At 48.1% G+C, this 15,185-nt stretch carries 13 protein-coding genes; 11 read left to right on the top strand and 2 right to left on the bottom strand.

The window, feature by feature from the left end:
• Positions 1-17 precede the first annotated feature (17 nt).
• From OSQ85_RS14135 to OSQ85_RS03480, 11 genes are read left to right on the top strand one after another with little or no spacing between them, the layout of a single operon-like run.
• A complete protein-coding gene (locus OSQ85_RS14135; RefSeq protein WP_265821338.1) occupies positions 18-2,258 on the top strand; it encodes a methyl-accepting chemotaxis protein in 2,241 nt (746 codons plus the stop codon).
• Between the two features lie 18 nt (positions 2,259-2,276).
• Positions 2,277-3,806: a chemotaxis protein CheW gene (locus tag OSQ85_RS03525; RefSeq protein WP_265821337.1), complete on the top strand. Its 1,530-nt coding sequence runs from the start codon at positions 2,277-2,279 to the stop codon at positions 3,804-3,806.
• 43 nt (positions 3,807-3,849) lie between these two features.
• A complete protein-coding gene (locus tag OSQ85_RS03520) occupies positions 3,850-4,914 on the top strand; it encodes a protein-glutamate methylesterase/protein-glutamine glutaminase (protein ID WP_265821336.1) in 1,065 nt (354 codons plus the stop codon).
• 1 nt (position 4,915) lies between these two features.
• Positions 4,916-5,197, top strand: a complete 282-nt coding sequence (locus OSQ85_RS03515; RefSeq protein ID WP_265821335.1) for an STAS domain-containing protein — start codon at positions 4,916-4,918, stop codon at positions 5,195-5,197.
• 13 nt (positions 5,198-5,210) lie between these two features.
• On the top strand, positions 5,211-5,573 hold the full coding sequence (locus OSQ85_RS03510; protein ID WP_265821334.1) for a response regulator: 363 nt from the start codon (positions 5,211-5,213) through the stop codon (positions 5,571-5,573).
• 31 nt (positions 5,574-5,604) lie between these two features.
• On the top strand, positions 5,605-6,669 hold the full coding sequence (locus OSQ85_RS03505; RefSeq protein WP_265821333.1) for a HEAT repeat domain-containing protein: 1,065 nt from the start codon (positions 5,605-5,607) through the stop codon (positions 6,667-6,669).
• On the top strand, positions 6,670-7,503 hold the full coding sequence (locus OSQ85_RS03500; protein WP_265821332.1) for a CheR family methyltransferase: 834 nt from the start codon (positions 6,670-6,672) through the stop codon (positions 7,501-7,503).
• Positions 7,504-7,507: 4 nt separating this feature from the next.
• Positions 7,508-7,873, top strand: coding sequence for a response regulator (locus OSQ85_RS03495; protein WP_265821331.1), 366 nt, complete (start codon positions 7,508-7,510; stop codon positions 7,871-7,873).
• 11 nt (positions 7,874-7,884) lie between these two features.
• Entirely contained in the window at positions 7,885-10,827 is a 2,943-nt protein-coding gene (locus tag OSQ85_RS03490; RefSeq protein WP_265821330.1) for a chemotaxis protein CheA, read from the top strand.
• 14 nt (positions 10,828-10,841) lie between these two features.
• Complete coding sequence (locus OSQ85_RS03485) at positions 10,842-11,204, top strand: response regulator (RefSeq protein WP_265821329.1); 363 nt, start codon at positions 10,842-10,844, stop codon at positions 11,202-11,204.
• Positions 11,201-12,673 carry a hypothetical protein gene (locus OSQ85_RS03480; protein WP_265821328.1) on the top strand — a complete coding sequence of 491 codons (1,473 nt, stop codon included), beginning with the start codon at positions 11,201-11,203 and terminating at the stop codon, positions 12,671-12,673. The genes OSQ85_RS03485 and OSQ85_RS03480 overlap by 4 nt, the downstream gene beginning before the upstream one ends.
• Here OSQ85_RS03480 and OSQ85_RS03475 read toward each other — a convergent pair.
• Complete coding sequence (locus OSQ85_RS03475) at positions 12,670-13,407, bottom strand: HesA/MoeB/ThiF family protein (protein WP_265821327.1); 738 nt, start codon at positions 13,405-13,407, stop codon at positions 12,670-12,672. The genes OSQ85_RS03480 and OSQ85_RS03475 overlap by 4 nt on opposite strands.
• A gap of 327 nt (positions 13,408-13,734) precedes the next feature.
• On the bottom strand, positions 13,735-15,171 hold the full coding sequence (gene cysS, locus OSQ85_RS03470) for a cysteine--tRNA ligase (RefSeq protein ID WP_265821326.1): 1,437 nt from the start codon (positions 15,169-15,171) through the stop codon (positions 13,735-13,737).
• Positions 15,172-15,185 lie beyond the last annotated feature (14 nt).

Raw genomic sequence — 15,185 nt, 5'->3', positions numbered from 1 at the left:
TTATTCGGAGGAAAACTATGAAAAAACTGGCTAAGCCGTCAAGCCTTGAAGGCAGAACCGGGCTTGTGAAAAAAGAGGGAGTCGAGCTTCAGAAAAAGCGTGATGAAGCCAAAAGAACCGCCGCAGAAAAAGCGCGCACCAGAACCCTTGCCAAACAGCAGGCAAACGCGGAGAGGCTTGCCGCCGCATCTGAGGAGATGGCCTCTGCCATTGAACAGTCAAGCAGTGCGGCTAATCAGCTTGGCGATGCTATGGTTCAGGTTACGGTTGCCTCTGCTCAGGTCAGCAGAACCTCCGACAACATCAAAAACGAAACTGTTCAGCTTGAGCAGGTGAGCCGTAAGGTTTATGACAACTCAAACAAGTATGATGTTGCTATCAGCAAAATGAACGACCGCGTGGAGAACACTGTCGGCGCCGTTAAGGAGCTCAGGGAAAGCGTGGACAACACCACCAACAAGGTTGTGGAATCCACATCCCTTGTGGAGCAGCTTAAAGAGAAGGCCGGCTCCATAGAGCAGATAGTTCAGGTTGTAAAAAAAATAGCGGATCAGACCAACCTTCTTGCGCTGAACGCAGCCATTGAGGCCGCCAGAGCGGGTGAACACGGAAAAGGCTTTGCCGTTGTGGCTGATGAGGTGAGAACCCTTGCGGAAGTCTCTGAAGGAGCGGCAAAGGATATTAAAATAGTAATCGATTCCTCCCTTGAACAGGTTGTCCGGGTGGTGGAAAAGGTGAATACCTTTACAAAAGGCTCAAAAACCAACCTTTTCAAGGCGGATTTTATCAGCAATAAATGCATCGCCATAAACGAAGCAGCCAAAATAATGCGTGAGCAGGTCGGGAAAATCAAGAAGGATTCAGAGAGCATCTGCATCGAATCCGGAAAATCCCTCGACATAGTGAACCGTCTTGCCGCCGCTACGGAGCAGAACGCCACAGCCTCCGAGGAAGTGAGCAAGTTTACCGAAGAGCAGGCAAAGGCATTCGCAGAGCTTACCGCAGCCGCCAATGAAATAGCTGAAATGTCAGAGGAGCTTAAAAACTCGACAGATATGTCAAAATCATCCGAGGAAGTGGCAGCGGCAGCAGAAGAGCTTTCGGCCACGATAGAAGAACTTAACGCATCTGCGGAAGAGATACTCAAGGCCATAGACCAGATAGATACAGGCACTCAGGAAATGGGGGATGAACTCGACGGCATCAAGCATGAGTTCAACACCATGCAGAAACTCCTTGACGAAGGGAACGAGTGCTGGGCGATTATGATGGTTGAAGGCGAGAAAATCCTTGTGGATCTTGAGGAAATCAAAGCGCTTGACCATATTGTTTTCATAAACCAGCTTGAAGCGGCTATCAACAACAACACGCCCTTTGAAGGTCAGCTTGACCCGACAAAATGCGCGTTCGGCGCATGGTATCTTACCTATAAGCCCCACGACCATGATGAAGAGAAATGCTATCACTCAATCCGTGAGCCTCACAACCATGTTCACCTCGGTGCGGGAGAGATAGTCCGGCTTATGGCAGAGGGGAAACTCGGCGAAGCAAGGGAGGTCTTTAAACTCAAGGTTCTTCCCGGAGTTGACGGCTTTAAAAAAGAATACAGAGGCTTCCATAACGGTATAGAGCTTGTGGCACTGGGCTTTGTCAAAAGTATAGAAAGCATCAGGGAAATAAGCGCTGAGGTTAAACAGCTTTATAAATCATTTAGCAATATAAGAAAAATTGTTGATACCATAAATAATGTCGCTATACAGACAAATATGCTCGCCGTTAACGGCAGTATAGAGGCAGCCCGCTCCGGCGAATTCGGCAGAGGTTTCTCCGTGGTAGCCGCAGACATCCGCTCTCTGGCAAGCGAATCCGCCGATAACGCTGATAAGATGAAGGACATTCTTGAAGAGATGTATGAGCAGACTGACAACTTTCAGACAGAGCTCCATGAGATAGGTCAGCTTATCCGCGTGCAGATCGAAAAGTCTGAGGTGGCAGTGGTGAACCTTGTGGAAACTGTAAGGCTCAGGGCTGCGGCCGCCGAAACCCGCAGGGTTTCTCAGGCATTCTTTGAAGAGGGCGGTCAGATGGTAGTGAGAGTCAACACTGCCTGCGGTGAGAGTCTGGGAGTTGCTGAAAAACTCAGGAAACTTACAGACGAAGCCAAGCTCGCAGCCGATGAGCAGGTGAAAGGGCTTAACGAAATAGCCGCCGCATCGGAAGAGGTTGCTTCTCTCGCAGACGAGATGCAGGCTTACTGATTTTTATAGGAGCGCATCATGGCTGAAATGAGCCCGGCAGCGGCTGTAGACGGAGCGGAATATACCGATAAAAAGTATGTTTCGTTCACTGTTGGTTCAGAGTATTTCGGAATAGCAATAGATGAAGTCAGGCAGATTATACGTATGCCTAAAATTACCCGTGTGCCTAAAATGCCGGGCTTTGTGCTCGGCATCAGCAATCTGAGGGGGAGTGTTCTCCCTGTGCTGGATCTTTCTCTCCGTCTGGGGTATCAGACCCCGTGCACCTGCGGAGAGGACACAAGGGTGATTGTCACAGAAAAAAACGGACTTGAAATAGGCTTTGTGGTTGAAACCGTCAGCGAGGTGAAATCCACTGAATCCGGCACATATGAAGAGCTGCCGGAGGTGCTGAACAGCGGCGCGGATAAAAAGTTTATTTCAGGCGTTCTCAAGATGAGCACAAAGGACGGCATAAGGCTTGTTCAGGTTCTGGATTCCAAAGAGCTTGTGAACATAGCGGAAATCCAGCGCAGGCTTGATGACAGCTCCCCGCAGAGAGGGCTTGCCGTCAAGAATGACGCGGCTGAAAAGGAAACCTCCGATTACAGGCGCTTCATCAGTTTCGAAATAGACGGACACGGCTACGCAATAGAGATTCACAAAATAAATGAGATAATACGCCTGCCTGATTATGTGGCTGTTCCGGGACTGGAGAGCTATGTAATGGGCATTTTCTCCCTGAGAGAGCGGGTTATCCCGCTTATGTCCCTCCACAGAAAGTTCGGGAAGAAGGACAGAAGCGAAACGGAAGATACCAGAGTAGTAATAATCGAGATTGAAAACACCCTTGTCGGTTTCATAGCAGATAAAGTGAGCGAAGTGCTCAGTGTGACGGAGTCCTGCATTGAAGAGCCCCCGAAGGTGTTCGCAGGAAACGGAGCCTCTGAGATCTCCTCCATAATCAAGGCTGCTCAGGGTGAAAGGCTCGTTATGATTCTGGAGTGTGCCAACCTGCTCCATGAAAAAGAGGTGGAAGCCCTTAAAAAACTTGCCGGACAGGAAGGAGGGAATTTCCCTATGACCGCTGCATCAGCTTCTTCTGATGAGGAGAAACAGATAGTCACCTTTACCATTGAGGATGAGGAATACGGAATCTTCATTGAAAAGGTGCAGGAAATAAACAGATACACCAATGTTACCAAAGTGCCGAAAACACCTTCCTTTGTGGAGGGGATAATTAACCTCCGCGGTGAGGTTATGCCGCTTATAGATTTAAGAAGGCGCTTTGAACTCCCCGTGCGTGAGAAGGATGAGTTCACCAGAGTCATAATAGTAAACCTTGCGAATATACGCGTAGGCTTTGTTGTGGATTTTGTGGACGAAGTGCTCCGGGTTCCGGCAGACAGCATAGATTCCGTGCCCGCTGTGCTCAGTGCCGGAGTGGACAGCCAGTTTCTGGACGGCGTGGTCAATCTCAGCAGCAGGCAGAGGATGATTCTTCTGCTTAATGTTGATGAGCTTTTCAGCAAAGCGGAAAAGAAAAAGCTTGAGAAAATAGGATCATAAAAAATACATCAGAGACTTTTAAAAAACTTCTGCGGGTTGCCGGATGATAAAAGTTCTTATTGTGGATGATTCCGCTCTGATGCGGAAAAAAGTCAGGGAAATGCTGGAATCCGATCCGGACATAGAGGTTATCGGAACAGCCAGAGACGGACAGGACGGTGTGACAAAAGCGCGTGCTCTCAGGCCGGATGTCATCACCATGGATATAAACATGCCTGTCATGGACGGACTGACTGCCCTGTGCATTATCATAGAAGAAGAGATATGTCCGGTTATCATGCTGAGCTCTCTGACTCAGGAAGGGGCGGCCACCACGTTCGAGGCTATGGAGCTTGGTGCGTTTGACTATGTGGCAAAACCGGGCGGAACGGTATCTGTAAATATAGGCGAGGTCATGGACGACCTCATATGGAAAGTGAAGGCCGCAGCGGGTACAGGGGTGAAGAAGCTCAGGCGGAAGACCTCCAAACCGATGAAGAAAAAGCTGACCGTGGAAACAGCGGAAGAGCCTGAGCCTCTTGAACTGGATGACTACCCGGCGGTGTGCATAGGAATATCCACCGGGGGGCCCAAGACTATTTTTGATGTGCTGCCTGAACTGGACAAAAACTTTCCCGCGGCACTGTTCATGGTTCAGCATATGCCGCCTACATTTACGGCGACCTATGCAAAAAGACTGAACGAATACTGCAAGATACATGTTAAGGAAGCCGAAGCAGGGGAGGAGATCCGCCCCGGTGTATGCTATCTCGGCAAGGGCGGCTTCCACATGACACTATACAAAAAGCCCGGCGGCAAAATTATTATAAGGCTCACAAAAAAGCCTGAACACCACTTTGTACCCAGTGTGGATGTAATGATGGATTCCGTCAGAAACTGCTTCGGCGCAAGAACAGTCGGCATTCTGATGACCGGCATGGGTGACGACGGCGCAGACAGCATGGTGAAAATCAGAAAGGGAGGAGGCTATACCATAGCCGAATCAGAGGAAAGCTGCATAGTTTTCGGTATGCCCAAGGAAGCCATAGACCGCGGAGGGGCGGATGTTGTGCTCCCCAGCGGCAAGATAGCGTGGGAACTTAACAGAGTTGTCAAAAAGGGATGGTGATATGGATATAAAGCCTCTTAAATCAAAAGTCAGAATCATTTTTCCCGAAGAGTGCGAAAATTTCATGGCTGATGAAGCACTGGAGGCGCTCAAAGGGGCGGATCTGTATTCCAGACCCGCTGCGGAGATTGACCTTTCCGCTGTGCGCACGATGGACACAACTTTTGTAAATATACTCGTCTCTCTCCTGAACACATTGAAAGAGAAGGGAATAAAATACGAAATAACAGGAAAAAGCAGTGAAGTCTCAAGGGTCATCGGGCTTTACGGGCTGGTTATATGACAGGGGGAACAGCGTGAAGAGAATACTGATAGTCGATGATGCCATAACCATGAGGCAGCTTGTCGCCGCCACGCTGAAATCCGCGGGCTATGAAGTGGTTGATGCCCGCGACGGCAAAGACGCACTCACAAAGCTTGAGAATGACAGGTTTAACCTGATCATCTCCGACCTTAACATGCCCAATATGGACGGCATAACCCTTATTAAGGAAGTGAAGAATCTGGCGAAGCACAAGTTTACGCCGATCATCATGCTCACTACGGAATCTCAGGCGGAGAAGAAGGAAGAGGGGAGAAAAGCAGGCGCCAAGGCATGGGTTGTGAAGCCTTTTAAACCTGCGGATCTGCTTGCCGTTGTTAAAAAAATAGTGCCCTGACAGCCTTGTCGGACGCACGGGGAAATGCGTTATGGATATTCAGAGCATAAAAGCCTCTCTTTTGAATGAAGATGAAACCGAAAGGCTGTATGCCGTGGAGGATGTGATAAGCCTGCGCGCAGATGAGCTTATCCCTGAACTTATAGCTGCACTCCGGAAGGAGGAGAGCCGCATGGTGAAGGAACTCATAGTGGAGGGGCTGAAACTTCTTGATGTTTCACCGCATTTTGCTTCCGTGGCCAAGTTTTTCGAATCCACAGATGCTTTCATAAGAAACTGCGCAATAGAAATCTTCGGCTCAAAGGGTGAGGATGCTGTGCCTTACCTGACATCTATTATGGATCACTCCGACAAAGAGGTGCGTAAGCTCATTCTGGACAGCCTTGTTGCCACCGGCTCCAAATACTGTATTCCCGCCCTGCGTGCGGCTCTGAGGGATAAAGCGCCTAATGTGCAGATAACCGCAGTGGAGTACCTCGGCAAGATAAATGACGAGGAATCCCTGAACGATATACTGGAAATTTTTGAAACATCGAATGAGCCCATGCTCCGCATATCCTGCATAGAGACTTTCACCCACCTCGCCAAACGCAGCGTGGTGGATACGGTGCTCGATATACTCGGCGGTGTGAATATGGACAGCTTTTATAAGCCGTCTGTATTCCGGATGGTCGCCGAATGCGGCTCCAGAGAGCATCTGCCTTTTCTGCTCGGTTTTCTTAACAACAGGAATACCCTTTTCTTTAATGAAATATCGGGCTCAATACTTAAGATAATGATACGGGACAATGTTGATGTGCTCCCTTACGAATATGAAAAATACGTTATCAACGGAGTCAAAAACCAGAACCTTGATTCCGACAACCGCATAACCTTTATGGGCATTGCCTACAGGCTCTGTATCAAGGACAAGGAAGAGATCTTTGAAGAGTTCGCCGGTGAGGATGATATGAATGTGATGCTTGCCGCGCTGGACAAGCTGGCCGGACTCAACAGGGAAAAAACGCTTAAAATAATTGAACGCAGGCTTAAGGTTGCTGAAGGTGATTCCAAGGAAGAGCTTCTCAGCCTCAGGGCGCTGATAGCGAAGCAGTAGATGTTCGTTGTTACCCTGGAGGATTACAAAGATTTAACGGCTTTTATCTACAAGAAGTCCGGCATAAATTTTGAGGATAAGAAGCGCTATTTCATTAATAAAAGGCTTGAAAAAAGGCTTTCCTCCCTCGGTATAGAATCTGCGAGGGATTATATACGCTTTCTCAAATTCAAAGACCGTGAAGGGGAGGAGTTTCAGGAGCTGATGAACCTTCTCACCGTGAATGAGACTTACTTTTTCCGGGAATTTTCCACACTGGAGGTCTTTGCCGAATTCTGCCTTCAGGAGATAGCGGAGAAAAAGGAGAAGGATAAAGACGACACCATACGCATATGGTCTGCCGGGTGCTCCACAGGCGAGGAGCCTTACACTCTGGCGATCATAGTGCGCGAACTTCTGGACAGGCATGAAAACTGGAACGTGGAGATACTCGCTTCGGACATTGACCTTAATGCTCTGGAAAAGGCGAAAAGTGCCCGCTATGACGACAGAAGCGTGAAGGATGTGCCGGAGGAGTACTACTCAAAGTACTTCAATTACGTTGACGGCTGCCACATTCCCATAAAACCCGTGCGGGATATGGTTCGCTTTGAGCATATAAACCTTAACGATAAAATGCAGATGAGACGGCAGAGAGGCTTTGACTTCATCTTCTGCCGGAACGTGCTTATATATTTTGATGAGATCTCAAGAAAGCAGGTTGTTGATCACTACTACATAGCCCTCAACAGGGGCGGCTACATCTTTCTTGGCCACAGCGAATCAGTCGGCCGCATAACAACAGCTTTCTCCATCAAGCGGTACGGCAGAAATGTCGTTTATTACAAGGGGTGAGACGATGGCGTTTAAAGTTCTGATAGTTGATGATTCGGACATGGTGAGGCACTTTCACGCCAATATTCTCAAGTCTGCCGGTTTTGACACCGAACAGGCAATAGACGGCATGGACGCTCTTGAGAAAGCTGTGAGAAGCTCATTTTCCCTCATTCTGTGCGATCTGAACATGCCCAGAATGGACGGAATCACCTTTATAAAAGAGCTCAGAAAAACAGGGAAAGAAACGCCCGTAATAATTATTACCACTCAGGAAGAAGCGGAAAACCGCAGAAAAGGCTATATGTCCGGCGCAAACCTGTACATAACCAAGCCTGTGAAACCTGAGGAACTTATAATCAACATAAAAATGCTTCTCGGTATTTCCTGACGGGGTGGGGTATGGTCGAAATTGATATGGAAAAGTTCCGCAGGTCGTTCCTTGACGAGGCGGCGGAACTTCTGGAACAGGTAAACGAGGATGTTCTTAAGATAGAGGCGGATGACGATCCGGAGCTTGTTAATTCCGTATTCCGCTCTATTCACACAATAAAAGGCAGCGCCGCAGGCTTCGGCTTCGAGCATATATCAGCATTTACACACCACCTTGAAACCCTGCTGGACAGGCTTCGCAACAAGGAGCTTGAGGTATCGGGCGAACTTGTTGACAGTATTCTCAAAGCAGCAGACGGGATTTACGAAATGGTCACAGCCGCCAAAGAGGGCAGGGAGTATTCTGTTGATGAGGCAGGGATAATAGCCGAGCTTGAAAGTTACATGAACCAGAAGGCTGACACCGCACCGGAGACGAAGGGGACTGCACCTGCGGAGAGTGCGGACGGGGCATCTGCTTATGTTTCCTGCACTGATATACGGGAAAAGCTCCGCGCAGCAGGAAGGAAGCAGGGCAGCATCTACAGGGCTGATTTCCATTTCACATCCGAAATGCTTGAAAACGGCTATGACCCTGTTCCCGTCATGTCCAACCTGAAAATGAGCTCTGCCGAATATTTCTGCAAAACGGATGCAGCGGCTGTTCCATCTCTGGATAAGCTTAACCCCTTTGAAATTTACCTCCGCCCGGAGGTTTACATAATAAGCGAGCTTGATGCGGCCGATCTGGCTGACTTCGGGTTTGAGCCCGGAGTCGTGACTGTCTCAGCAGCTTCCCTTGATGAACCTGCCCCTGCGGCGGAAGCTGATGAAGCGGCGGATAGCACGGAAGAAGACATTCCGGCGGCTCCCGTCTCCCACGGAGATGATATAACAATGGAGGGCATAGACGCCGAGCTTCTGGGTGAACTGGCTTCCAGTATTGAAGATTATTTCGAATCCATAGAGTCTGTAACGCTTAAACTTGAGAAGAGCGGCAGCGGCTCAGGCCCCGGCATTGACGATCTTTTCCGCGTTTTCCACACAATAAAGGGTGACTGCGGCTATGTGGGCTTCCGTTTTCTGGAGGAGTTTGCGCACCTTGTGGAAGGTGTTCTGGATGACATCAGAAGCGGACGTATTATGTTCGACAAAAAAGCGGCGGACATTATCCTCGCTGTGGTCAGTGATATAAGGGAGATGCTCTCAAACCTCACCAAGAAGGGAACCACACCTGTTCCTTCCTCATACCGCACGCTTAAAAACCTCACATCAAGCCTTGAGTCCATGAAAAGTTCCATGACCGTTGTGAATGAGGAAGTGAAAATATTCATCAAGCAGCTTGAGCAGTTCATCGAAATCATAAATATAGCCTCCGAAGACGGGCAGATAGATGTCAGGCAAGTGCTCAGGGGAGCGGGCGGCCTGAAAAACGCAGCCAGATTCATCGGCTTTGATGATCTGTACGCAATAGCAGAAGACCTTGAAAAATGTATAAAGGAATCCAAACCGTTTGACGCGCATATGGAAAGGATTCTCAAATACCTTGAAGATCTTAAATCACCGCCCAGAATGTTGGGCGAGCTCCTTATCCGTGACGGTAAAATCACTGAGGGGGATATTCAGGATGCTCTCAGCAAGCAGAAAAAACTCGGCGACATACTTGTCGAAGAGGGCAAGCTGGAGAAGGAAGATCTGGATAAGGTATTGAAAAAACAGGAAGTTATGAAAGCCGTGGCGGGCAGCGCCCGCGAAGGCGTACCCACATCTGCCAAGCAGCAGGCGGCAGGACTGCCTCAGCAGGACGCCGGAAGCGGCACAATGAAGGTGGAACAGGAGAAGATAGACAAATTTACCAACACCATAGGCGAGCTTGTGGTGGCCAAGAACGCCAACGAATACCTGATCCAGAAGATAGCCAGAGAATACGGCCTTCCTTCCGCCCTTGTGAAGGAGCTTAAGGACAATGCTAATCTCATTGCGAGGATCTCTCAGGATCTGCAAAGGGATATAATGTCGCTCAGGATGATTCCCATCAGGCAGGTTTTTCAGAAATTCCCCAGAGTTGTCAGAGATATATCAAGAAAACAGAGCAAGCAGATCGACCTGCGTATAATAGGCGAGGACACTGAGATAGATAAAAAAGTGGCTGACCTGCTCAGTGATCCCCTTGTGCATCTCCTCCGCAACTCCTGCGACCACGGGGTGGAGATGCCGGAGGACAGACAGAAGGCCGGGAAAACCCCATCAGGCACTATTATCCTTAAGGCTTATCAGGAAGGAAGTTTTGTTTATATCGAAGTGATTGATGACGGCAAGGGGATAGACACCGCAAGGGTCAGGGCGAAGGCAATATCCAACAGGCTGATAGCTGCGGATGCAGAGCTCAGTGAGAAGGAGATAATGCAGCTTATACTTGAACCCGGCTTCTCCACAGCGGAAAAGGTTACGGATATATCCGGCCGCGGTGTGGGAATGGATGTGGTGAAGACATGCGTTGTGAACCTGGGCGGCTTTGTAGATATACAGTCCACAATGGGCGAAGGCTCAAGGTTTGTGCTGAAAATACCTGTAACCATAGGCGTTTCCACTGCTCTGCTGGTTAAACTCAGTTCAGTTGTTTATGCCATACCCATAGAAAATGTAGCGGAAACAATCAAATTACCCAAAGAAAAAATCAAGGATCTGCACTACGGCCTTGCAGTTCATTACAGGGGGATGGTGCTGCCTCTTTACAGCATGAAGGGGCTTCTGGACGAAGAACCCGGAGAGCTGCCCGAAGAGGTGTGCATAGTTATCACCAACACCGACATGGGAAAAGTCGGCCTTATGGTGGACGAACTTATAAACCGCATAGATATAGCTATCAAGCCGGTTCCTGAATATTTCGCACATTTGTCATATGTCGGCGGTATTACCATTCTGGGAGACGGGCAGGCGGTTTTGGTTCTCAATACTAACAAGCTTATTTAGAAAACGGAGAACCTATGAAGATTTTTATTATCGATGACAACGGTCTGCACCTGAAAATGTGCAATTTTATACTTACAAAGCTTGAGCATGAAGTATATATTTTCGATTCTTTAAAAAAACTGGACGATTTTACTCTGCAAAATGATACAATCCCTGATATATTGTTTATAGACTACAGGCTGGGCCCCACGGAAACGGGTCTGGACGTGTTGGACAGAGTTAAAAACAAATACAAATGGAGCTCGGCAAAGTGCATCGCCTTCACTGCGGATGTGTCAGAAACATCACAGCTCAGGGCGGGCGGGTTTGACACAATTATTCTTAAACCCGTAACTGAAAATATGCTGAAGGAAATTGTGGGAAAATATTCCAGATGATTCATCTTAACGAGCTTAAAAACGAGCTTACAGAATACTTTATCGAAATAGTCGATATTATTAATAAGCTTATGGAGCTGCGCGGAAGCAGCTTCGAGAGTATGCTTGAGATTAATTCATACCTTGAAAAATCGGCAAAGAACTTCACAGACGACACTGCCGTTCTGATCGCTAAAATTTCTGAGGATCTGAACAAGAAGATAGTCAGCATAGACATCAAGAGCATGAAGGATGAAATAACCGAAGCCTCCGGAACCTTCCTTAAAATAACCGATGACCTTGAGCTTCTTTCCTACAACACAATATGCACCACCATGTCTCTGGGAGCAAAGGGGGCTACAATTGCCCACATCAGCAAGGAGATTAAGAAAAACTCCACTATTGCCAAAAACCTGCTGGAGAATATTTCCCAAACCTTTACAAGTATTTATGATGACTTCCGTGAGATAAACGCCACTTTCAGCGCAAACAGTTCCAAGGTTGAGCTTATGGTTGGCGGAACCGATGCGAAGGAAGAGCCGCTTGAGGTGAGTTCGGATATTTCACGCCTCATAGAGTGCAGCCAGTTTCATGACATCATCATTCAGGAGATAGATGCCATAAGCAGCGCCCTGACAGAATGTACGGATAAAGACCCCTTCTGCCTCGGCAAAAGCTACGGGGTGCATGAACTCGCCATTGCAAAAATGGACGAGGTACAGGCAAAAACCACAGAAGTATTTACTGAGATTACGGATGTGATAAAGGAATTCCTCTACCACATCAACACCGACATACAGAATATAGTCAGCCGTGCAAACCTTGTGAAGATGGAGTTTGAGACGGCCAAGGAATACAGCGATTCCATAGAATCAATAGTCGGCGGGCTGATCAGCATGATAAAGCTCACGGAAAAAGAGCTTAAAAACGCCGAGAACGGAATCCTGACGCTGAGAAAATTCGGCAAATCATTCCGCAACCTTGTGGTTATAACAGCCGTTGAGGTGGCCAGAATCGGTGATACAAGCCTTGAGAGCGTTGTGGTTTCAATGAGCGAGACTGAGCGCATACTCATGAGTCTGGTGGATAAGCTTTCCGTAAGTCTCAAGCTCTGGGGCGAGCTTAAAAACGGCTTTGTCAGTGTTCTTAGGGATGCAAATATCAATATCAGCCGTCTGCGGGAACTCCACTCGGATGACCATATAGACAACCTGCTTAAAAAGTCGGGTGAACTTGACGGAGAGCTTGAGCATTTCAGGGGAAAATTCTCCGGTGATGAATTTATGCAGCATTTAAACGGCGGACTTGCGAAGATAAACCGATCCTTTGCAGACATCAACAGGCTGTTCGAAAGAAGCTTTGACAATCTGAAACGGAAGATACCTCAATCTATGTATTCCGATCCTGATTTCGAAGCAGGGCGCTCATCCGCTGAAATCATTGACATAATGGCTCACGAGAACGACCACTCCTCAATAGACTTTTTCTAGGTTCTGCTGCCGCAGGTTCTGCATTCGGGATTGCGTTTCAGTTCCACATGCCTTGTTCTGTTGTCTGTCATGTCCATATAGAACATTCTGCTGCCCAGAGGCTCTCCGAAGCCGGTTATCAGCTTGATAGCTTCAATTGCCGCAAGGCAGCCTATGGTTCCCGAAACTGCGCCGAGAACACCGAAGCCGAATTCCTGCCAGTCGTCCACATCTTTTTCCACCATGCAGTCCAGACAGGCGGTCTTTCCGGGGTTTACGGTGAAAAGGTAGCCGGTCATTCCGTCCATCGCGGCTTCTATCATGGGTATATTCTGCTGCACACATGCCCTGTTGAGGTTTTTGCGCTCATAGAAAGTCGGTCTGGCGGACACCGCCGCCTGACAGCCTTTGATAAGCCCGGCAGTATTCTCCGGGAGAAGGCGCACATTGTGCATCTCTGTCTCCATGTCGGGATTAAGCTTCCGGAAGGCCTCCGCAGCTATGTCCACCCTCGGTTCGCCTATGCGGGCGCAGTCCATGAGTATCTGGCGGTTCATATTTGTTTCTGTAAGGTTTCCGGAGTGCGCTATGACCAGTTTCCCTATTCCCGCCATGGCAAGGTAAGCTGCGGCTGTTCCGCCCAGACCGCCTATGCCGCCTATGAATACACAGGCGTTTTTCAGTCTGAGCTGTGCTTCCTCACCGAAATTTTCAATTATCATCTGTCTTTTGTATCTTCTGAAATAGTTTTCCATGATTCCTCCGGAAATAAAATCTTATAACAATAACCCTTTCGGGGCAACCCTGCTGATGCGGTATAAAAAAGTCCGCATTTCCGTTCAGAATTTTCAATATGGATGTAATATTTATTACAGAGGATAAGCTATTGATAATAGAGATTAATTAAATATAAGGTAAAAAACTGTGATGAGAAATAAAAAAAATATTAAAATTCTGATTGAACTATTATAGAAGTGATCTATCTTAGCTTTATAAACTGAACTTTCCCGCGGGTAAAACCGCATATTTCCCCTGTAGGTTATATTATGGAATAGCAGGCCGCAAGGCCTGCTTTTCATTTTCTAATCCCTTATCTTTTTTGCTCTGAATTTTGTTCCCGCCGGAGTATCAAGAAGCTCTATCCCTTTTGCCGACAGAAGATTACGTATCTCATCCGCACGTTCAAAGTTCTTGTTTTTTCTTGCGATCTGCCTTTCCTCGATAAATATTTCAAGCTCACTGAGGGGTATTTCAAGGTTAGCCTTGAACCACTCTTCGGGTGTTTTAACTATAACGCCGAGCACTTCCTGAACAGCGCCGAAAACTTTTTCCGCAGCTTTGCGGAGAGCCTCCAGCGAATCCATGTCCGGTTTATCTGCGAGAATCTTGTTTATTTTGCGCACAGCCTCAAATATGGCGGCAAGGGCTACGGGCGTGTTGAAGTCATCATTCATTGCCCGGTCAAACTCGGCGGTAAACTCAGCCGCCACGGTTTCGGCAGCGTTTACTGCATTTACACCCTTTTTCCCGGCTGTAAATCCGTTAAGCTCATCAAGCATGGTGTATATTCTGTCCAGCGAGCTTTCCGCATCTTTCAGTTTCTCATCGCTGAAATCCAGAGCGCTTCTGTAATGTGTGGTGAGGAGAAAGAAACGGATAATCTCAGGGTCAAACTTAGCCGTGACATCTCTGATAGTGAAGAAGTTTCCGAGGGATTTGGACATCTTTTCCTCGTTGATGTTCACAAATCCGTTGTGCATCCAGTAACGGGCAAATTCGCATCCGCAGGCCGCCTCAGACTGGGCTATTTCATTCTCATGGTGGGGGAAAACAAGGTCTTTGCCGCCGCCGTGTATGTCAAAGGGGAGGCCGAGGATTTTCTCACTCATGACGCTGCACTCAATGTGCCAGCCCGGTCTGCCGGGTCCCCACGGGCTTTCCCATGAAGGTTCGTTCGGTTTGGAGCTTTTCCAGAGTACGAAATCGTAAGGGTTTTCCTTGCGCTCATTCACCTCGACCCGCGCACCGGCCATCATTTCATCAAGATGGCGGTGGGAGAGCTTGCCGTATTCGCTGAAGCTTTCTACCCTGTAGTATACATCGCCGTCTGAAACGTATGCGTGCCCTTTGGCTATGAGGTTTTCGCACATGGCGATCATTTCGGGGATGAAGTCAGTGGCCTTCGGCGCCTGATCCGGCCTTTTAACATTGAGGGAATCCATATCAGCGTCATGGGCTTCCATGTATGTTTTGGTGAGCTCGCGCCAGTCCGTGCCGGATTCGTTGCTTCTTTTTATGATTTTGTCATCTATATCTGTAAAGTTTTTCACGAAGGTGACATCATAGCCGCTGAAGGCAAAGTAACGGCGTATGACATCAAAAACCACTGCGCTTCTGGCGTGGCCTATGTGGCAGAGATCATAAACAGTGACCCCGCACACATACATACCGACTTTTTTATCGTTAATAGGATGAAAATCTTCCTTTTCTTTCTTTAATGTATTGAAAACCCTGAGCATTGCCCACCTCTCAT

Origin of the sequence: Geovibrio ferrireducens (genome assembly GCF_026226615.1) — a bacterium.
Lineage (GTDB): Bacteria > Chrysiogenota > Deferribacteres > Deferribacterales > Geovibrionaceae > Geovibrio > Geovibrio ferrireducens.
The sequence above is the reverse complement of the archived record's forward strand: the minus strand, read 5'-3'. Positions and strand labels throughout refer to the sequence as shown.

Coding starts and splice junctions, on each gene's coding strand:
- OSQ85_RS03495 (WP_265821331.1), top strand. CDS start 7,508: ATGGCGTTTAAAGTTCTGATAGTTGATGATTCGGACATGGTGAGGCAC.
- OSQ85_RS03525 (WP_265821337.1), top strand. CDS start 2,277: ATGGCTGAAATGAGCCCGGCAGCGGCTGTAGACGGAGCGGAATATACC.
- OSQ85_RS14135 (WP_265821338.1), top strand. CDS start 18: ATGAAAAAACTGGCTAAGCCGTCAAGCCTTGAAGGCAGAACCGGGCTT.
- OSQ85_RS03520 (WP_265821336.1), top strand. CDS start 3,850: ATGATAAAAGTTCTTATTGTGGATGATTCCGCTCTGATGCGGAAAAAA.
- OSQ85_RS03500 (WP_265821332.1), top strand. CDS start 6,670: ATGTTCGTTGTTACCCTGGAGGATTACAAAGATTTAACGGCTTTTATC.
- OSQ85_RS03475 (WP_265821327.1), bottom strand. CDS start 13,407: ATGGAAAACTATTTCAGAAGATACAAAAGACAGATGATAATTGAAAAT.
- OSQ85_RS03505 (WP_265821333.1), top strand. CDS start 5,605: ATGGATATTCAGAGCATAAAAGCCTCTCTTTTGAATGAAGATGAAACC.
- OSQ85_RS03485 (WP_265821329.1), top strand. CDS start 10,842: ATGAAGATTTTTATTATCGATGACAACGGTCTGCACCTGAAAATGTGC.
- OSQ85_RS03480 (WP_265821328.1), top strand. CDS start 11,201: ATGATTCATCTTAACGAGCTTAAAAACGAGCTTACAGAATACTTTATC.
- OSQ85_RS03515 (WP_265821335.1), top strand. CDS start 4,916: ATGGATATAAAGCCTCTTAAATCAAAAGTCAGAATCATTTTTCCCGAA.
- OSQ85_RS03490 (WP_265821330.1), top strand. CDS start 7,885: ATGGTCGAAATTGATATGGAAAAGTTCCGCAGGTCGTTCCTTGACGAG.
- cysS (WP_265821326.1), bottom strand. CDS start 15,171: ATGCTCAGGGTTTTCAATACATTAAAGAAAGAAAAGGAAGATTTTCAT.